Consider the following 19211-nt stretch of genomic DNA (forward strand, 5'->3'; position numbering starts at 1 on the left):
GTGAATCTGACGGCGGGCAGGTCAGTGGGAGGTCGTGACGACCGGGGCGGCGCTGGTGGGTTCGGTCTCGCCGGCGCTCGCCGGGGCGAGCACGCTGCGGCGGGTGGCGGCCACCATCATCACGACCACGGCGGCCGCGGTGATGGCGGCGCCGGCCCAGATCGGCGAGGTGTAGCCCAGGCCGACGCTGATGGTGATGCCGCCGATCCAGGCGCCGAGGGCGTTGCCCACGTTGAACGCGGCGATGTTGGCGCTGGAGGCCAGGGTGGGCGCGGTGTCGGCGTAGAGCATGATGCGGGTCTGCAGACCGGGAACCGTGCCGAAGCCGAAGCCGCCCATCAGCACGAGCGCGACGACGGTGGCCACGGGGTTGGCGGCGGTGAGGGCGAAGAGCACCATCACCACGGTGAGGCCGGACAGCAACACGATGAGGGTGCGGTCGAGGCGCCGGTCGGCAGCCTTGCCGCCCAGGATGTTGCCGACGAAGAGTCCGGCACCGAAGACCACGAGCAGCCACGGCACGGCGGCGCTGTCGAAGCCGCTGACCTCGGTGAGGGTGAAGGCGATGTAGGTGAAGGCGCCGAACATGCCGCCGAAGCCGAGCACCGTCACCACGAGCGACAGCCAGACCTGGCCCGACCGGAAGGCCCGGAGCTCGCCGCGCAGGTTGCTCACGTGCGCGGTGTCGTCGGTGGCGCGGGGCACGAGTGCCACAATTCCGGCCAGCGCGATGACGCCGATCACGGTGATGGCCCAGAAGGTGGCCCGCCAGCCGAAGCTCTGGCCGATGAAGGTGCCGAACGGAACCCCGAGCACATTGGCGAGGGTGAGGCCGGTGAACATGATGGCGATGGCGCCGGACTTCTTGCTCTGCGGCACCAGGCTGGCCGCGACGACCGAGCCGATGCCGAAGAAGGCGCCGTGGCAGAGGGCCGCGATGATGCGGCCGAGCAGCATGACCGAGTAGGTCTGGGCGAGCGCGGAGACCAGGTTGCCGATGATGAAGAGCACCATCAGCCCCACCAGGACGTGTTTGCGGGGCAGCCGGGTCACGGCGGCGGTGAGCAGGATGGCGCCGACGGCGACGCTGAGGGCGTAGCCGGAGATGAGCCAGCCGGCGGCCGCCTCCGACACGGCGAAGTCGGCGGCCACCTCGGGCAGGAGGCCGGCGATGACGAATTCGGTCAGGCCGATCCCGAAACCGCCGAGGGCGAGTGCGATCAATCCAATGGGCATGAAAATCCTTAGGTGTGTGCGGGGTACGCGCCCGTCCTCATCGCTCATCGGTCCCGGTGGTCGAGCCAGTCGAGACCCAGGTCCCGGTGGTCGAGCTTGTCGAGAGCCAGACCCCGGTGGTCGAGCTTGTCGAGACCCAGACCCCGGTGGTCGAGCTTGTCGAGACCCAGGTAGGTAGTTGCAGGCGCGTGATAAATGATTGCACACGCTAGGTAACTGCGCAAGCAACTACTTTCATCGTGTCGCGTCGCGCCGTGAATGCGCCCGGGCTCCGGCGGCGTGCGGCGGATTACGCCGCGTGCGTCGTGCAGGCCGGAGCGGCCAGGGCCACGCAGTCCGGGCACACCACGAGCTGTTCCCGGCACGACAGGTTGCGGCAGTTGAGCATGTTCTTGGTGGGGTCGCCGCAGACCTGGCAGTGGCCGAGCACGGCGGCGTGGTCGCTGAAGTCCACCGACATCCGCTGGTCGAACACGTACAACGAGCCGTCCCACAGGCCGTCGTCACCGTAGGCCTCGCCATACCGCACGATGCCCCCCTCGAGCTGGTAGACCTCGCCGAAACCGCGGTCCTTCATGAGCGATGAGAGCACCTCGCAACGGATGCCGCCGGTGCAGTAGGTCACGACGGGCTGGCCCTTGAGGTGGTCGTACTTGCCGCTGTCCAGCTCGGCCGCGAACTCACGGGTGTTGGCCACATCCGGCACCACAGCGCCCCGGAACCGGCCGATCTCGGCCTCGAAGGCGTTGCGGCCGTCAAAGAACACCACGTCGTCACCGCGCTCGGCCACCAGGGCGTGCAGTTCGGCCGGGGCCAGTCGGGTGCCGCCGCCCACCACGCCGCCGGCTTGCACCGTGAGGGACTCGGGGGAGCCGAAGCTGACGATCTCGTCGCGCACCTTCACCACCAAGCGGGGGAAGTCGAGGCTCGCGCCGGTCTCGTCGAGCCCGGTGCCCTCGCTCCACTTGAAGTCGATGTCGGCGAACGCCGCGTACTGCCGGGTCTTGCGCACGTAACGCTTGAGGGCCGGCAGGTCGCCGCCCACAGTGCCGTTGAGGCCGTCCTTGGAGATCAGGATGCGCCCGCGCAGACCCAGGGATTCGCAGAGGTCGCGCTGCCACAGCCGGATGGCCTCGGGGTCGGCGAGCGGGGTGAAGACGTAGTACAGCAGGATCTTCGGAATGGCCACCCCCATATTTTACGCGTCGGTGCTTTCGGGGCAGCAGCCACGTAGGCTGAAACACCAGACCACCAGCCGAACCCTTGGAGCGTGTATGCCCAGCACCGATCCCTTCGCCCGTTTCGGCGAGGTGCCACTGTTCAGCCTGACCAGCTCCGTGATGACCGACGGCGGGCCCCTCGCGGCCGCGCAGTACGGCGCCGGCGCCGGTGGACAAGATGTGTCCCCCGACCTGCACTGGACGGGTTTCCCCGCCGAGACCAAGAGCTTCGCTCTGACCGTCTATGACCCGGATGCGCCCACAGGCTCGGGCTTCTGGCACTGGGCGCTGTTCAACATCCCCGCCGAGACCACCAGCCTGCCCACCGGCGCCGGGGCCGAGAACTCGGTGCTGCTGCCCGCGGGCGCCGTCGTGATGCCCAACGAGGGCCGCGAACCCACCTTCATCGGAGCCGGCCCGCCTCCCGGAACGGGCACCCACCGCTACCAGTTCGTCCTGCACGCGCTCGACGTGGCCGACCTCGGCGTCGACCCACAGGCCACGCCCGCGGTGATGGGCTTCAACGTGCATTTCCACACCCTGGCCCGCGCCGTTCTCGAGGCCACGGGAGTCGCCGGAGGCGCCTCTGCCTGAGCCGGGGAACCGCCGGATTCATGCACATGAATGATTCTCAGGTTATCTCAGGGTGTGACGACTATCGTCATCAGGCGGCAAAATTCTGATGCACGCGCCTCCAGGGTGACATCGGTTTGACCCTGCCGCTCTCGGCAGAGCCACTCCGGCAGTAAGGCACCATGTTCCAAATCTCCCCCCTCACCAGCAGCGCATTCGATTCCACCGCGGGTCCCGCCCGGGACTCCCACCTCACCCACCGGGAGACCGGGCTGGCGCGGGTGCCGGTCTGGCTCTGGCGGGCGTTGATGACGCGGCTCGCACCCGGTGAGCTGCACAAGTTCAACGCCGATCCCATCGACGCCGTGGACTACCACTTCGACCTCGACTACGTGGGCGACGGCATCCGCGACCACCGACTCGATGTTCTGGTGCCGCACGATGCCGTCGACGGGGCATCGGCCCCGGACCCGCTGCCGGTCTACGTGTACTTCCACGGCGGCGGCTGGACCTCTGGTGACAAGGCCCCGCTCACCAAGTACGCCGCCAGCCAGGCCGTCGAGGGCATGGTCGTGGTCAACGCCAATTACCGCATGGCCACGCGGTTCGGTATCAAGCACATGCTGCACGACGCCAATGACGTGCTCACCTGGGTCAAGCGCAACATCCTCGAGTACGGCGGCGACCCCACCCGCATCGTGATCGGCGGCGACTCCGCCGGCGGTCACATCGCGGCGCTGCTCACCGCCGCGGCCAACGACGAGGCCCTCGCCGCGCACCACGACATCGACCTGCAGATCGAGCCCGGCCACCTGCGCGGTCTCGTGCAGCACTGCAGCATCGCCGATTTCTCGGTGATGTTCGAGCGCGGCTTCGTGCTCAGCCTCAACTTCCTGAGGATGTTGCTCCCCGAGCGCGGCCGTGGCCAATCGCTGCGCGATGCCGCCCGTTTCCTGTCGCCGATCGAGTGGCTGGGCAAGGGGTTCCCGCCGGTCTTTGTCACAACTTCGGAGCGGGACTACTTCTACCGCGCCAACCTCAACTTCATCGAGGCCCTTCGGCGTCGCTCGGTCCTCGTCGACACCGTGATCTACGGCCGGCACCGCACTAACACCCGGCACACCTGGCAGCAGGATGCGAGCCACCCCGAATCGCAGGAGGTCTACCGGCGGTTGGGCACGTTCGTGCGCAAGGTGGCCGCCCTGCCCACCCAGGCCGCGCACGCGCTCGCCCGCTCAGCTCCGGCCGAACCCGCCCTGGCCTGATTCCCGCGGTGGCCGCGGTACGCCGCATGGTAGACAGGTTCGACCTGCCGCACACCCGGGCAGGGCCACGCCGGCTCCGAGGGAAGACATGAACCAGGCCCACCCGTTCCTTCCCGCCGGCCTCCCGTTCACCGGCCTGCCCCGAACCGGGCTGCCGCCGCGGGCCCTGACGGTCGACGACCCTCAGCTCGCCGAGCACATCACGCTCCGGCTCACCGACGTGCGCGAGGTGGCCAGGCACCGCGAATACCGCGCGTTCGCCGGCGCCTGGAACGACACCGAGATCGTTGTCGCTTGCCACGGCGCCGGGGCCCCCGGCGCCATCCGGCTCTATCAGGAGCTGATGGATGCCGGCGCGGACACCATCATCAAACTCGGCTCCGCCGCAGCCCTACTGCGCGGCATCGGCCCGGGCGATCTCATCGTGGCGGAGTCCTGCGTGCGCGACGACGGCGTGACCGGGCAACTCGTGCCCGCGGGCTACCCGGCGGCCGCCGGCCCCGAGGTGGTGTTGGCGCTGGCCGCATCCGCTCACGGACACGACGCGCCGCACCACCGCGGTGTCGTCTGGAGCCGGGCCGCATCCTTCCCCGGCATCGTCGATCTCGACCAGGCCGGCTACGTGTCGCTCGGCGTCCTCGCTCTCGAGATGGAACTCGCGGCGCTTCTCGTGCTGGCGTCCACCCGCGGCGTGCGGGCCGGCGGCTGCCTGGTGATCGAGGGCGCCGGCACCGTCGCCGACCCCGCGCACCTCGCCCGCGGAGCCTCCGTGGCCCTTGACGCCCTCGTCGGCCTGCCCGACGCCTGAGTCCGAACCATCGCGAGTCTCCGCCGGTCGCCCCACCAGCGGCCACCGGCGGCTAGCATCGTCGGGTGCACATGTTCTTTCGAACCCTGCTCCACTCGCTGCTGTCGCGCTTCGGCCCCCGGCTCGGGCACTATGACGTGGCCCGCACCCGCTTCATCACGCTGCCCACCGACCAGGACATCCTGCGGCACATGAACAACGGCGTGTACCTTTCGATCATGGACATCGCCCGGTTCGACATGCTGCACCGCACCGGCATCTGGGCGATCTTCCAAGCCAAGGGCTGGTATCCGGTCGTGGTGTCCGAGACCATCAGCTTCCGCAAATCGCTCACCCTCGGCCAGCGCTTCACGGTGGAGTCCCGCATCCTGGGCTTCGACGAGAAGGCCGTCTATGTTGAGCAACGCTTCGTGCGCCCCGTCGCCGATGCGGATGCCGGCGGCGCCGTCGAGGTGTACGCCCGCGGGTTCATCCGCGGCCGGTTCCTCAAGCGCACGGGCGGTGTCGTGACGATCGACGAACTCATCGACGCCGTCGGTGCCGTGCCCGACGACCTCACGGTGCCGGCCTGGCTGCTCGACTGGAGCGCCGATGTCGCCATGCCGGCAACCCGCGCGGCGGCCCCCAGCATCTGGGAGTAGCCGGTCAGACCGAGTCGGTGCTCCCCAGCTCGATGTCCACCGGCGCGGTGGTTGCCTGCTGGGTGCGCTTGGGCACGATCAGCTCTTGGTAGTGCTTCTTCAGGGCGGGGTAGTACCTGCTGAACGGCGGCAGTGCGTGGTGTGTGCGGGAGGCGACCAGGCGATCGAGGTAGTAGTCCCAGACCGGTCCGAAGGTGGCTGCTTCAGCCGGGGATTGCAGCCGCAGCCCGAAGGTGAGCACGGTTTTTCCCGAGCCCTCGGTGAGATGGGCGAGGACCCGCCAGGCGTCCTCGCCCTCACCGATGTCGAGCGCCAGGCGGGTGGGCGGTGTGCACTCGAGGATGCTCACGTACTCCCACTGTGAATCGTTCTTGGACTCCATGCGAAAACGCACGGCTCCGGTCAGGGGAGAGCCGGTGTACGTGCCGATCCAGCCGTGCAGGGCCTCGGGCTTCGTCAGCCCCTCCCAGATGTACTCGGGGGCCGCGGTGAAGATCCGGTCGAAGAGCAGGTAGAGCCCGTCGTCCCGGTGGGCGAAACGTCCGGTGGCATGGGCGACGTCCGGCGGACCAGGCAGGGGCTGGGTGGGCATAGTGACCTCCACGGTGAGTGAAACACGAGCCTTCTCTCTGAGGCTATGCCTAGTTCGGGGCCGCCGCCAGAGCGCGACCTACGCCGCAGACCCCTCGGCGACCTCGGCTTCGAGCACCGCCATGGCGGCATTGTGCCCGCCGAGCCCGCTCACGCCTCCGCCGCGCCGAGCACCGGCCCCGCAGAGCAGGATCCGCGGGTGCCGGGTGGCCACACCCCAGCGCTCCGCCGCCGTGTCTCGCGGCGCGTCGTCCTCCAGGAAGGGCCAGGACAGCAGGCCGTGGAAGATGTCCCCTCCCGGCAGGTTGAGCGCCTCCTCGAGGTCCGCGGTGGTCTTCGTCTCGATGCAGGGGGCGCCGGCGGCATCCGTCAGCAACAGGCCCTCGATCGGTTCGGCGAGAACCGAGTTGAGCGAGGCCAGCACGGCCGCCTGCAGTCGGGCGCGCAGGCCGACGTTGTCCTCCTGGGCGAGCCTGTCGGGCGTGTGCAGGCCGAAAACCGTGAGGGTGTGCGCGCCGGCCGTGACGAGGTCCTTAGAGAGGATGCTCGGATCGGTCAGCGAGTGGCAGTAGATCTCGCAGGAGACCAGCTCGGGCACCGTGCCGGCGCTGGCCTGCCGGTAGGCGGTCTCCAATTGGCTGAGCGTCTCGTTGATGTGAAAGGTGCCGCCGAACGCGGCCTCTGCGGACACCGCCGGGTCGAGCAGCCGGGGGAGCCGGGACAGCAGCAGGTTCACCTTCACCTGGGCGCCCTCCGGTTTCGCCGTGTCGGCCGGCCTGTCGCCCAGGAGCCCGTCCAGTACCCACGGCGCCACATTCGCCAGCACCCGGGAGCCGACAACGGCCTGGTCGACGCCGTCCTGGCGATACCGCACGGTGCCGTCTGCATCGATGCCGGTCACCTCTGCGCCGGTCAGGATGCGCGCGCCTGCCTGTCTGGCGACCCGTTCGAGTTCGCCTGTCACCGCGCCCATGCCGCCGATCGGCACATCCCAGTCACCGGTGCCGTTGCCGATCGAGTGGTACAGGTAACACCGGTTGGCGTCGAGGGAGGAATCGTGCACCGACGTGAACGTGCCGATGAGGCCGTCGGTTGCCACGACCCCGCGCACCAGGTCGTTGCTGAAGCGCCGGGTGAGCATGTCGCCGAGTGGACGCTCGATCAGCTCGGTCCAGAGATCGTCGTTGCCGACCAGCCGGCGAGCCTCCGAACGGGTGGGCAACGGTTCGCACACTGTGGGGAACAGCGCCCGGGCCACGTGACCGAGATCCTCGCCCAACTCTTGCCAGGCCATTGCATCCGACTCGGCGCCGATGCGACCGAACGACGCGCGGGTCGCCTCCGGGTCGCCGGCGTCCACGAGGAGTCCGGCCGAGGGATTCGCCGGATCAGGGGTGTACGACGAATAGCGGCGACGGGCCAGATGGATGTCGAGGCCGAGTTCGTCGACGATGCGCCGGGGTAGCAGGCTCACCAGGTAGGAGTACCGGGAGAGCCGGGCATCCACGCCCGCAAACGCGGCCGCCGACACGGCTGCGCCACCTACGTGGTCGTCGCGTTCGAGCAGCAGAACCCGGCGGCCGGCACGGGCCAGATACGCCGCCGCGGTGAGCCCGTTGTGGCCGCCGCCGACGATGACGATGTCGTGTGTGTTGTCCATGGAGAGGCCTTCCGTCGGCGCCGATGCTGGTGCATCGACACTAACGCCATCGGGCGACACGCCCGGGATGCAAATGCGATTTGCGACCCCCTCCGAAACCCACGTATAGTCATCTCTCGTCACCCCACAGGTTCGGAAAGCCGAAGAGCTACCGGCCTCAAGCGGGACCAAATCCAAGCAGAAAAGAAAGCGATTCTTCGCTTTGTACAGCTTGATGAAGTTCGCTTCGAATCCAGTAACTGGAAACCAAGCGGACAACAAGAACAACATCGAAGTGCCCCGGAGCGACAGCCTTTCAGGCCTGAAGTCGGGTGCGTCCGATCCTTGAGAACTCAACAGCGTGCACAATGTCAAATGCCAAAAACCTCGTGGTTTGGATCCGTTTCTAGCGGTGAAGAGCCAAGAGATTCCTTTGGAAAACATTTAAACAACAAAGCAAGTCAGTAATGATTTGTTCTGTCAGTTTCAAACTTGCTGATTGTTCGCCTATTCCGGTGGCTTTCAGCACTAGATGTGCCCATCACTTCGGTGGTGAGGCTATTAAACATTTACGGAGAGTTTGATCCTGGCTCAGGACGAACGCTGGCGGCGTGCTTAACACATGCAAGTCGAACGGTGAAGAGGAGCTTGCTCCTTGGATCAGTGGCGAACGGGTGAGTAACACGTGAGTAACCTGCCCCAAACTCTGGGATAAGCACTGGAAACGGTGTCTAATACCGGATACGAGCTTCAGCCGCATGGCTAGGAGTTGGAAAGAATTTCGGTTTGGGATGGACTCGCGGCCTATCAGCTAGTTGGTGAGGTAATGGCTCACCAAGGCGACGACGGGTAGCCGGCCTGAGAGGGTGACCGGCCACACTGGGACTGAGACACGGCCCAGACTCCTACGGGAGGCAGCAGTGGGGAATATTGCACAATGGGCGCAAGCCTGATGCAGCAACGCCGCGTGAGGGACGACGGCCTTCGGGTTGTAAACCTCTTTTAGTAGGGAAGAAGCGAAAGTGACGGTACCTGCAGAAAAAGCACCGGCTAACTACGTGCCAGCAGCCGCGGTAATACGTAGGGTGCAAGCGTTGTCCGGAATTATTGGGCGTAAAGAGCTCGTAGGCGGTTTGTCGCGTCTGCTGTGAAAACCCGAGGCTCAACCTCGGGCCTGCAGTGGGTACGGGCAGACTAGAGTGCGGTAGGGGAGATTGGAATTCCTGGTGTAGCGGTGGAATGCGCAGATATCAGGAGGAACACCAATGGCGAAGGCAGATCTCTGGGCCGTAACTGACGCTGAGGAGCGAAAGCATGGGGAGCGAACAGGATTAGATACCCTGGTAGTCCATGCCGTAAACGTTGGGAACTAGATGTGGGGACCATTCCACGGTCTCCGTGTCGCAGCTAACGCATTAAGTTCCCCGCCTGGGGAGTACGGCCGCAAGGCTAAAACTCAAAGGAATTGACGGGGGCCCGCACAAGCGGCGGAGCATGCGGATTAATTCGATGCAACGCGAAGAACCTTACCAAGGCTTGACATATAGAGGAAACGTCTGGAAACAGTCGCCCCGCAAGGTCTCTATACAGGTGGTGCATGGTTGTCGTCAGCTCGTGTCGTGAGATGTTGGGTTAAGTCCCGCAACGAGCGCAACCCTCGTCCTATGTTGCCAGCACGTAATGGTGGGAACTCATGGGATACTGCCGGGGTCAACTCGGAGGAAGGTGGGGATGACGTCAAATCATCATGCCCCTTATGTCTTGGGCTTCACGCATGCTACAATGGCCGGTACAAAGGGCTGCAATACCGCAAGGTGGAGCGAATCCCAAAAAGCCGGTCTCAGTTCGGATTGAGGTCTGCAACTCGACCTCATGAAGTCGGAGTCGCTAGTAATCGCAGATCAGCAACGCTGCGGTGAATACGTTCCCGGGCCTTGTACACACCGCCCGTCAAGTCATGAAAGTCGGTAACACCCGAAGCCAGTGGCCAAACCCGCAAGGGATGGAGCTGTCGAAGGTGGGATCGGTGATTAGGACTAAGTCGTAACAAGGTAGCCGTACCGGAAGGTGCGGCTGGATCACCTCCTTTCTAAGGAGCACAGCACCTCTCCTCTGTATACAGGGAGATTCAAGGTGCCAAGTCATACGAAGACGAATGTTCTTCGATGGCGCTCATGGGTGGAACATTGACATTGATGTGGAACTGATCCAGTTCCGGTAAGTACGCTCCTTCGGGGGTTGGAAAACCGGGTCTGAGGAACGAACACATATGCACGCTGTTGGGTCCTGAGGGACCGGAACACGAGTCACTTCGGTGGGTCGTGAACTTTTCCTCTGGACCTTTTTCGGTCAGCAGTCGAGCTTTCGTAAGAGAGCCGCTGGTCGTAAGGGGTACCGCCCGTACTTTGAGAACTACACAGTGGACGCGAGCATCTTAAATTTGAACCCTTCGGGGTCAAATTACAAAGATCAACACACTTTTCGAAGTGTGTGATCATTGGTCAATTTCGGTCACGAACTTTGTTCGTGACACTTAATCGATTCAAACTCATGTGATTTCAAATTTCTAAGAGCAAACGGTGAATGCCTTGGCATGTAGAGCCGAAGAAGGACGTAGTAATCTGCGATAAGCCTCGGGGAGTTGATAAACGAACTGTGATCCGAGGATGTCCGAATGGGGAAACCCCGCCAGGCCCGCAAGGTGACCTGGTGACTCCCGCCTGAATATATAGGGCGGGTAGAGGGAACGTGGGGAAGTGAAACATCTCAGTACCCACAGGAAGAGAAAACAATAGTGATTCCGTTAGTAGTGGCGAGCGAACCCGGAAGAGGCTAAACCGATCATGTGTGATAGCCGGCAGGCGTTGCATGGTCGGGGTTGCGGGACTTTTCTGCTGCTTCTGCCGAACAGTGAGGGTTAGAACGTTGTATAGACGAACAGGATTGAAAGCCTGGTCATAGAGGGTGCGAACCCCGTAGTCGAAATGCAGCAATCGCCCGAAGAGTATCCCAAGTAGCACGGGGCCCGAGAAATCCCGTGTGAATCTGTCAGGACCACCTGATAAGCCTAAATACTCCTACATGACCGATAGTGAACAAGTACCGTGAGGGAAAGGTGAAAAGTACCCCGGGAGGGGAGTGAAATAGTACCTGAAACCGTTTGCTTACAAACCGTTGGAGCACCCTTTGTTGGTGTGACAGCGTGCCTTTTGAAGAATGAGCCTGCGAGTTAGTGATATGTGGCGAGCTTAACCCGAGAGGGGAATGCGTAGCGAAAGCGAGTCTGAATAGGGCGATTCAGTCGCATGTCCTAGACCCGAAGCGAAGTGATCTATCCATGGCCAGGTTGAAGCGACGGTAAGACGTCGTGGAGGACCGAACCCACTTCAGTTGAAAATGGAGGGGATGAGCTGTGGATAGGGGTGAAAGGCCAATCAAACTTCGTGATAGCTGGTTCTCTCCGAAATGCATTTAGGTGCAGCGTTGCGTGTTTCTTGCCGGAGGTAGAGCTACTGGATAGCCGATGGGCCCTAAAAGGTTACTGACGTTAGCCAAACTCCGAATGCCGGTAAGTGAGAGCGCAGCAGTGAGACGGTGGGGGATAAGCTTCATCGTCGAGAGGGAAACAACCCAGACCACCATCTAAGGTCCCAAAGCGCGTGCTAAGTGGGAAAGGATGTGGAGTTGCATAGACAACCAGGAGGTTGGCTTAGAAGCAGCCACCCTTGAAAGAGTGCGTAATAGCTCACTGGTCAAGTGATTCCGCGCCGACAATGTAACGGGGCTCAAGCACGCCACCGAAGTTGTGGCATTGATATTTTTGGTAAGCCGCACCCTTGTGGTGTTGGTTCAGCCGTGTTGATGGGTAGGAGAGCGTCGTGTGGCCAGCGAAGCGGCGGTGTAAACCAGCCGTGGAGGCTACACGAGTGAGAATGCAGGCATGAGTAGCGAAAGACGGGTGAGAAACCCGTCCTCCGAAAGATCAAGGTTTCCAGGGCCAGGCTAATCCGCCCTGGGTAAGTCGGGACCTAAGGCGAGGCCGACAGGCGTAGTCGATGGACAACGGGTTTATATTCCCGTACTGATGAAAAACCGTCCAAGCTAATCCAGTAATGCTAAGCATCTGAATCCTCTAGATGGATCCCTTCGGGGTGAAGCGTGAGGCCTAGCGTGCGACCCTATGCTGGTGCGGTTAGCGTATTAACAGGTGTGACGCAGGAAGGTAGCTGAGCCGGGCGATGGTTGTCCCGGTCTAAGGATGTAGGCCGAGAGATAGGCAAATCCGTCTCTCATATAAGGCTGAGACCCGATGGGTAGCCCGTAAGGGTGAAATCAGTGATCCTATGCTGCCAAGAAAAGCATCGACGCGAGGTTTTAGTCACCCGTACCCCAAACCGACTCAGGTGATCAGGTAGAGAATACTAAGGAGATCGAGAGAATCGTGGTTAAGGAACTCGGCAAAATGCCCCCGTAACTTCGGGAGAAGGGGGGCCTGAGGCGTGAAGGGATTTACTCCTGGAGCGTTCGAAGGCCGCAGAGACCAGTGGGAAGCGACTGTTTACTAAAAACACAGGTCCGTGCCAAGTCGCAAGACGATGTATACGGACTGACGCCTGCCCGGTGCTGGAAGGTTAAGAGGAACGGTTAGCCGTAAGGCGAAGCTGAGAATTTAAGCCCCAGTAAACGGCGGTGGTAACTATAACCATCCTAAGGTAGCGAAATTCCTTGTCGGGTAAGTTCCGACCTGCACGAATGGCGTAACGACTTCCCAGCTGTCTCAACCGCGAACTCGGCGAAATTGCATTACGAGTAAAGATGCTCGTTACGCGCAGCAGGACGGAAAGACCCCGTGACCTTTACTACAGCTTGGTATTGGTGTTCGGTGTGGCTTGTGTAGGATAGGTGGGAGACTTTGAAGCTTGGACGCTAGTTCAGGTGGAGTCATCGTTGAAATACCACTCTGGTCATATTGGATACCTAACTTCGAACCGTGATCCGGTTCAGGGACAGTGCCTGGTGGGTAGTTTAACTGGGGCGGTTGCCTCCTAAAAAGTAACGGAGGCGCCCAAAGGTTCCCTCAACCTGGTTGGCAATCAGGTGTCGAGTGTAAGTGCACAAGGGAGCTTGACTGTGAGACTGACAAGTCGAGCAGGGACGAAAGTCGGGACTAGTGATCCGGCAGTGGCTTGTGGAAGCGCTGTCGCTCAACGGATAAAAGGTACCTCGGGGATAACAGGCTGATCTTGCCCAAGAGTCCATATCGACGGCATGGTTTGGCACCTCGATGTCGGCTCGTCGCATCCTGGGGCTGGAGTAGGTCCCAAGGGTTGGGCTGTTCGCCCATTAAAGCGGTACGCGAGCTGGGTTTAGAACGTCGTGAGACAGTTCGGTCCCTATCCGCTGCGCGCGCAGGAAATTTGAGAAGATCTATCCCTAGTACGAGAGGACCGGGATGGACGAACCTCTGGTGTGTCAGTTGTTCCGCCAGGAGCACCGCTGATTAGCTACGTTCGGAACGGATAACCGCTGAAAGCATCTAAGCGGGAAGCCGGCTTCGAGATGAGATTTCCATCCCTTAGGGGGAGAGGCTCGCAGCTAGACTACTGCGTTGATAGGCCGGATGTGGAAGAGAGGACTAAAGACTCTTGGAGCTGACCGGTACTAATAAGCCGATAATTTGATAACACTCAGTTTGAATAAGCTGCTATGCGTCCACTATGTGGTTCTCGATGTACGGTCGAGAACAAACACACTCCACCAGGAGTGTTCTATAACTAAAAATATAGATTCGATTCACCATCACCAGGTGTTTCGGCGGCTATAGCAAGAGGGAAACGCCCGGTCACATTCCGAACCCGGAAGCTAAGACTCTTTGCGCCGATGGTACTGCAGGGGGGACCCTGTGGGAGAGTAGGACACCGCCGGACTTAACTTAGAAACACACAGAAAAGCCACCCCACCGGGGTGGCTTTTCTGCGTTTAACCCCCACACCGTTCCCCTCCACACCGTTCCCCTCCGCGACCGTGTCCCGGATTCCGCACCCCACGCCGGTCGAGCCCGTCGAGACCCCGCGACCCGACCTGGACGCCGCACCACACGGTGGTCGAGCCTGTCGAGACCTCGCGGGCCGATCTGCGGACCCCACCACGTCCGGCCCCTCACCGGGTCTCGACAAGCTCGACCAACGACGCGGGAACGACCCATAGGCCGAGTCACCGGGTCTCGACAAGCTCGACCGACGAGGTGGGTGCGTCGCGCAGGCAGCCGCGACCTGGTCCGGATGCCGCACCACACGGTGGTCGAGCCTGTCGAGACCCCGCGAGCCGACCTTCGGACCGCACCACAACGGCCCGTCACGTGGTCTCGACGAGCTCGACCAGCGAGACGGGTGCGGGTCGCGCGGCTGCGCGACCGTGTCCCGGGGGCCGCACCACACGGTGGTCGAGCCTGTCGAGACCCCGCGAGCCGACCTTCGGACCGCACCATTCGGGGGAGGCAGTAGCGTGGGAATCCCACAGGGGCACGACGGAACACACCGAACTGTACGAACGAGCGGGAGCCGACTTGAACACCCACGCCAGCTGGCCCGTCGCGGAACTGCACGTGCACATCGAGGGCACCCTCGAGACCGAGCTGCTGGTGACCTTGGCCCGGCGGAACGGCGTCGAACTGCCCAGCTACGACCCGGATGCGCTCCGGGAGCTCTACAGATTCACTGACCTGCAGTCGTTCCTCGATATCTACTACGCCAACCTGGCGGTGCTCCGCACCGAAGCCGACTTCTACGATCTCGGCATCGCCTACCTCACCCGGGCGACGGCGGCCGGCGTGCGCCGGGCGGAGATCTTCTTCGACCCGCAGACCCACCTGGCCAACGGCATCCCGCTCGACGTGGTGTTCGCCGGGCTCACCCGTGCCCTCACCGAGGCACGGGCCACCCTGGGCATCTCCGCCGACCTCATCCTCTGCTTCCTCCGCCACCTCGGCGGTGCGGCAGCCCTAGAGACCCTCGACGCGGCCATCCCGTACCTCGACCAGTTCATCGGCGTCGGGCTCGATTCAGCGGAGGTCGGATTCCCGCCCTCGTTGTTCACCGAGGTCTTCGCCAAAGCAGGTGCGCTGGGCCTGCACCGGGTCGCCCACGCCGGCGAGGAGGGCGGGCCGGACTACGTTCACGAAGCGCTCGACCTGCTCGGCGTGGAACGGGTCGACCACGGTATCCGCGCTATCGAAGACCCGCACCTCATCGAACACCTGCGCGAGCGCCAGATCCCGCTCACGGTGTGCCCGCTCTCGAACGTGTGCCTGCGGGCGGTCCCGGAGCTCGGCGTGCATCCGCTGCCCGCGATGCTCGCCGAAGGTCTGCTCGTCACGATCAGCAGCGACGACCCGGCCTACTTCGGCGGCTACGTCGACGACAACCTCAACGCCGTGCAGAACGAGTTCGCCCTGTCGCCGCTGCAGATGGCGACCCTCGCGCGCAATTCCTTTCGGGCGTCCTTCCTCCCCGAGGCCGAAAAACTCCGGCAGATCGCCGCCGTGGACGAGCATCTCGAGGGTCTGCTGCGACTAACCTCGGGAGCATGAGCAATCCCCTTCCTCACGTGCAGCAGGACCTCGGTGCGGAGGCTGTAGCCCTCGTCACCAAGTGGCTGGCCGACAGCGCGACAATCCCAGCGGATGTGTCGGCGGAACGCTTGGCCGGCGTGCTGAAGGACCCGAACGGACTCGACTTCACCGTGGGCTTCGTTGACGGAGTGATGCGGCCCGAAGACGTGATGGTCGCCGGGTACAACCTGCAGCGGGTGGCCAAGCTCGCGCCCGCCTTCCTGCCGCCGGCCCTGCGCGGCGCCATCGGCGTGGGCGGCGTGATGGGACCGGTGCTGCCTTGGGTGGTGATCCCCGCGGCCCGCAAGGTGCTGCGCCAGATGGTGGGACACCTGGTTGTCGACGCCAGCCCCGACAAGCTCGGCCCGGCCATCGAACACCTGCGCGCGTCGGGCAACCGGCTCAACATCAACCTCCTCGGCGAGGCCGTGCTCGGCGAGAAGGAGGCGCTCCGACGCCTCGAGGGCACCCGGGCCCTGCTCGCCCGCGACGACGTGGACTACGTGTCGATCAAGGTCTCCTCGATCGCCAGCCAGCTGTCGATGTGGGCCTTCGACGAAGCCGTCGACCGGGTCGTCGCCCGGCTCACCCCCCTCTACGAACTGGCCGCGGCCTCGCCGACCCCGAAGTTCATCAACCTTGACATGGAGGAGTACCGCGACCTCGACCTCACCATCGCGGTGTTCGAACGCATCCTCGACCAGCCCCGCCTGATGAACCTCGAGGCCGGCATCGTGCTGCAGGCCTACCTGCCCGACGCCCTCGGTGCCCTGCAGGGACTCACCCAGTGGGCGCATGCCCGCCGGGCCGGCGGCGGCGCGCCCATCAAGGTGCGAGTCGTCAAGGGCGCCAACCTCGCGATGGAGCACGTCGACTCGGTCGTGCACGGCTGGCCGCTGGCCACCTATTCCAGCAAGCAGGACACCGACACCAACTACAAGCGAGTGCTGAGCTGGGCGCTGACCCCGCAGAACACGGATGCTGTGCGCATCGGCGTCGCCGGGCACAACCTCTTCGACGTGGCCTATGCCCACCTGCTGGCGCAGTCGCGCGGCGTGGACGACCGCATCGAGTTCGAGATGCTCCTGGGCATGGCCACCAGCCAGGCCGAGGCCGTGAAAAAGGACGTCGGCCGGCTGCTGCTCTACACCCCGGTCGTGAACCCCGCCGAATTCGACGTGGCCATCAGCTACCTCATCCGCCGGCTCGAGGAGAACGCGAGCGACGAGAACTTCATGTCGGCGGTCTTCGAGCTCGTGGACACCCCGGCCCTGTTCGACCGGGAGAAGGAACGCTTCCTCGCTTCGCTGGAGAACCTGGAGTCCGGGCCCGAGGTGCGACGGGGCAGCATCCAGGCCCCGCCGCCGAACCGCAGCCAGGACCGATCGGTGGTCGTCCCCCTCGAACCGCTGCCGGCGGCCGACGAACCTGCCCTCACCATGCCGCCGCCCGAAGCGGATGACCCCAACCTGACCGCCCTGGTGCTCGGGCTCACCCGCGGATCGGTCTCGCGCAGCAGGTCGGTCCTCGGCGGGTTCCACAACGAGCCCGACACCGACCCGTCCCTGCCCGCCAACCGCGACTGGGGCCGGGCCATCCTGGCCCGGGTGGAGACGTCCGCCCTCGGCCGCGACGGCATCCGCGCCGCCCGCATCTCCGACGCCGACACGCTCGACGAGGTCATCGGAACCGTCACCCGGGCCGCAGCCGACTGGGCCCGCAAGTCCGGCGCCGAACGGGCGATCATCCTGCACCGGGCCGGGGTGGCCCTGGCCGCACACCGCGCCGACCTGATCGAGGTGATGGCCAGCGAGACCGGCAAGACCATCGCCGAGGGCGACCCCGAAGTGAGCGAGGCCGTCGACTTCGCGCACTACTACGCCGAACGCGCCCGCGACCTCGACGCCGTACAGGGTGCCATCTTCGTTCCCTCCCGGCTCACCGTGGTCACCCCGCCATGGAACTTCCCGGTCGCGATCCCGGCCGGCGGCGTGCTCGCCGCCCTCGCCGCGGGCTCCGGCGTGATCCTCAAACCGGCCACCCTGGCCCAGCGCACCGGCGCCGTGCTCGCCGAGGCCCTCTGGGAGGCCGGAGTTCCCCGCGATCTGCTCGCCCTCGTCGACCTGCCCGACCGGGCGCTCGGCAGCCGGCTGCTCGCCCACCCCGACGTCGACCGTGTCATCCTCACGGGCGCGTACGAGACCGCGAAACTCTTCCGGGGTCTGCGCGAAGACCTCCCGCTGCTGGCCGAGACCAGCGGCAAGAACGCGATCATCGTGACCCCGGCCGCCGACCTCGACCTCGCCGCCGCCGACGTGATCAAGAGCGCGTTCGGCCATGCCGGCCAGAAGTGCTCGGCCGCGAGCCTGGTGATCCTGGTCGGCTCCGTCGCCCGCTCCGCCCGGTTCCTCGGTCAGCTCGTGGATGCGGCGACCTCGCTCCGCGTGGGCCGGCCCGCCGATCCCGACAGCCAGATGGGCCCCATCATCGAGCCCGCGAGCGGCAAACTGCTGCACGCCCTCACCGAGCTCGGCGCCGGCGAGAAGTGGCTGGTGGAGCCGAAGCTGCTCGATGACACCCTGGAGACCGGAGTCGGCCAGCTCTGGTCGCCCGGGATCCGCACCGGTGTGGCCGCCGGGTCGTACTTCCACCTCACCGAGTTCTTCGGGCCGGTGCTCGGCGTCATGCACGCGCGCACGCTCGAGGAAGCCATCCGCTACCAGAACGCCGTCGACTACGGTCTGACGGCCGGGCTGCACTCCCTCGACGCCGAAGAGATCGCCCAGTGGGTCGACACCGTGCAGGCGGGCAACCTCTACGTGAACCGTGGCATCACCGGCGCGATCGTGCAGCGACAGCCCTTCGGCGGCTGGAAGCGCTCGGCCGTCGGCGCCGGCAGCAAGGCCGGCGGACCGAACTACCTGTTCGGACTCGGCGGTTGGGTGACCGACCCCGGCAAGAACAGCTCCACCCTGCACCTGCGTGGGCTCGAACAGCGCATCACCGACCTCATCGAGGCCTCGCAGCCGTCCTTGCCCTATGAGGACTTCGACGTGTTGCGGCGCTCGGCGCTCAGCGACGCCCTGGCGTGGCGCGAGGAGTTCGGCACCGTCACCGACGTGTCGGAGCTCGGCCTGGAGCGCAACCTGTTCCGTTACTGCGCGCTGCCCGTCACCGTGCGGCTCGGCGACGACGGCAACCTGGCCCTGCTCTTGCGGGTCATCGCGGCCGGCCTGGTGTCCAAGTCCCGGTTCGTGGTCTCCAGCGCGATCCCGGTGCCGCCCAAGGTGCGCGCCGTGCTCGCGCCGCGCGACATCCCCGTGATCATCGAGAGCGACGAGGAGTGGCTGGCCCGCGTGGCCGCCGGGGGTGTGACCACGAGCCGGGTGCGCCTGATCGGTAGCGACCCGGTGACCGGCGCGGCCGCGGATGCGTCGGCGTTCGCCGCCGCGGTCGGCGGCAGCCCGGACATCGCCGTGTACGCGCATCCGGTGACCCAGTCCGGGCGGGTCGAACTGCTCCCGTTCCTGCGCGAGCAGGCCATCTCCATCACCAACCACCGTTTCGGCAACCCGAGCACCCTCACGGACGAGGTCGTCTAGCGCCATAATGGCTGCGGCCGGAGGCGA

Annotated in this window: 10 protein-coding genes and 3 rRNA genes; 9 read left to right on the forward strand and 4 right to left on the reverse strand. The window is 64.5% G+C overall.

Annotated features, from left to right (window positions below; genetic code table 11):
- Positions 1 to 21: 21 nt before the first annotated feature.
- On the reverse strand, positions 22 to 1236 hold the full coding sequence (locus PA27867_RS00700) for an MFS transporter (protein ID WP_066591794.1): 1215 nt from the start codon (positions 1234 to 1236) through the stop codon (positions 22 to 24).
- Between the two features lie 289 nt (positions 1237 to 1525).
- On the reverse strand, positions 1526 to 2425 hold the full coding sequence (locus PA27867_RS00710; protein ID WP_066598722.1) for a rhodanese-related sulfurtransferase: 900 nt from the start codon (positions 2423 to 2425) through the stop codon (positions 1526 to 1528).
- Positions 2426 to 2510: 85 nt separating this feature from the next.
- Here PA27867_RS00710 and PA27867_RS00715 point away from each other — a divergent pair, with 85 nt between their 5' ends.
- The 4 genes from PA27867_RS00715 to PA27867_RS00730 all read left to right on the forward strand — a co-directional run bounded on the left by PA27867_RS00715 (position 2511) and on the right by PA27867_RS00730 (position 5743).
- Positions 2511 to 3050 (forward strand): YbhB/YbcL family Raf kinase inhibitor-like protein, encoded by a 540-nt coding sequence (locus PA27867_RS00715; protein ID WP_066591799.1) that lies wholly within the window; start codon positions 2511 to 2513, stop codon positions 3048 to 3050.
- A gap of 161 nt (positions 3051 to 3211) precedes the next feature.
- The gene (locus tag PA27867_RS00720) at positions 3212 to 4294 is read left to right on the forward strand and encodes an alpha/beta hydrolase (RefSeq protein WP_066591801.1); all 1083 of its coding nucleotides are present in this window, start codon (positions 3212 to 3214) and stop codon (positions 4292 to 4294) included.
- An 88-nt stretch (positions 4295 to 4382) separates the two neighbouring features.
- Positions 4383 to 5102, forward strand: a complete 720-nt coding sequence (locus PA27867_RS00725; RefSeq protein WP_066591806.1) for a hypothetical protein — start codon at positions 4383 to 4385, stop codon at positions 5100 to 5102.
- Between the two features lie 65 nt (positions 5103 to 5167).
- Positions 5168 to 5743 (forward strand): acyl-CoA thioesterase, encoded by a 576-nt coding sequence (locus PA27867_RS00730; protein ID WP_066591808.1) that lies wholly within the window; start codon positions 5168 to 5170, stop codon positions 5741 to 5743.
- 4 nt (positions 5744 to 5747) lie between these two features.
- On the opposite strand, the gene PA27867_RS00735 is transcribed toward PA27867_RS00730, so the two are convergent.
- The gene (locus PA27867_RS00735; protein ID WP_066591811.1) at positions 5748 to 6335 is read right to left on the reverse strand and encodes an SRPBCC domain-containing protein; all 588 of its coding nucleotides are present in this window, start codon (positions 6333 to 6335) and stop codon (positions 5748 to 5750) included.
- Positions 6336 to 6413: 78 nt separating this feature from the next.
- Entirely contained in the window at positions 6414 to 7994 is a 1581-nt protein-coding gene (locus PA27867_RS00740) for a phytoene desaturase family protein (protein WP_066591813.1), read from the reverse strand.
- 547 nt (positions 7995 to 8541) lie between these two features.
- Between PA27867_RS00740 and PA27867_RS00745 the strand changes: the two genes are divergently transcribed.
- The 5 genes from PA27867_RS00745 (at position 8542) to PA27867_RS00765 (ending at position 19184) form a co-directional block, all read left to right on the forward strand.
- Positions 8542 to 10062: ribosomal RNA gene (locus PA27867_RS00745) — 16S ribosomal RNA — on the forward strand.
- A 467-nt stretch (positions 10063 to 10529) separates the two neighbouring features.
- Positions 10530 to 13658: ribosomal RNA gene (locus PA27867_RS00750) — 23S ribosomal RNA — on the forward strand.
- A 125-nt stretch (positions 13659 to 13783) separates the two neighbouring features.
- Positions 13784 to 13900, forward strand: a 5S ribosomal RNA gene (rrf, locus tag PA27867_RS00755).
- The 16S, 23S and 5S rRNA genes sit together here, the layout of an rRNA operon.
- A gap of 638 nt (positions 13901 to 14538) precedes the next feature.
- The gene (locus PA27867_RS00760) at positions 14539 to 15561 is read left to right on the forward strand and encodes an adenosine deaminase (RefSeq protein WP_066591814.1); all 1023 of its coding nucleotides are present in this window, start codon (positions 14539 to 14541) and stop codon (positions 15559 to 15561) included.
- Positions 15558 to 19184, forward strand: a complete 3627-nt coding sequence (locus PA27867_RS00765) for a proline dehydrogenase family protein (protein ID WP_066591815.1) — start codon at positions 15558 to 15560, stop codon at positions 19182 to 19184. The genes PA27867_RS00760 and PA27867_RS00765 overlap by 4 nt, the downstream gene beginning before the upstream one ends.
- The last annotated feature ends 27 nt before the right edge of the window (positions 19185 to 19211 follow it).

Origin of the sequence: Cryobacterium arcticum, assembly GCF_001679725.1 — a bacterium.
Classification (GTDB): domain Bacteria; phylum Actinomycetota; class Actinomycetes; order Actinomycetales; family Microbacteriaceae; genus Cryobacterium; species Cryobacterium arcticum_A.

Excerpts from the sequence above, each read along its gene's own strand:
- PA27867_RS00700 (WP_066591794.1), bottom strand. The coding sequence starts at position 1,236 with ATGCCCATTGGATTGATCGCACTCGCCCTCGGCGGTTTCGGGATCGGC.
- PA27867_RS00740 (WP_066591813.1), bottom strand. The coding sequence starts at position 7,994 with ATGGACAACACACACGACATCGTCATCGTCGGCGGCGGCCACAACGGG.
- PA27867_RS00715 (WP_066591799.1), top strand. The coding sequence starts at position 2,511 with ATGCCCAGCACCGATCCCTTCGCCCGTTTCGGCGAGGTGCCACTGTTC.
- PA27867_RS00765 (WP_066591815.1), top strand. The coding sequence starts at position 15,558 with ATGAGCAATCCCCTTCCTCACGTGCAGCAGGACCTCGGTGCGGAGGCT.
- PA27867_RS00720 (WP_066591801.1), top strand. The coding sequence starts at position 3,212 with ATGTTCCAAATCTCCCCCCTCACCAGCAGCGCATTCGATTCCACCGCG.
- PA27867_RS00735 (WP_066591811.1), bottom strand. The coding sequence starts at position 6,335 with ATGCCCACCCAGCCCCTGCCTGGTCCGCCGGACGTCGCCCATGCCACC.
- PA27867_RS00725 (WP_066591806.1), top strand. The coding sequence starts at position 4,383 with ATGAACCAGGCCCACCCGTTCCTTCCCGCCGGCCTCCCGTTCACCGGC.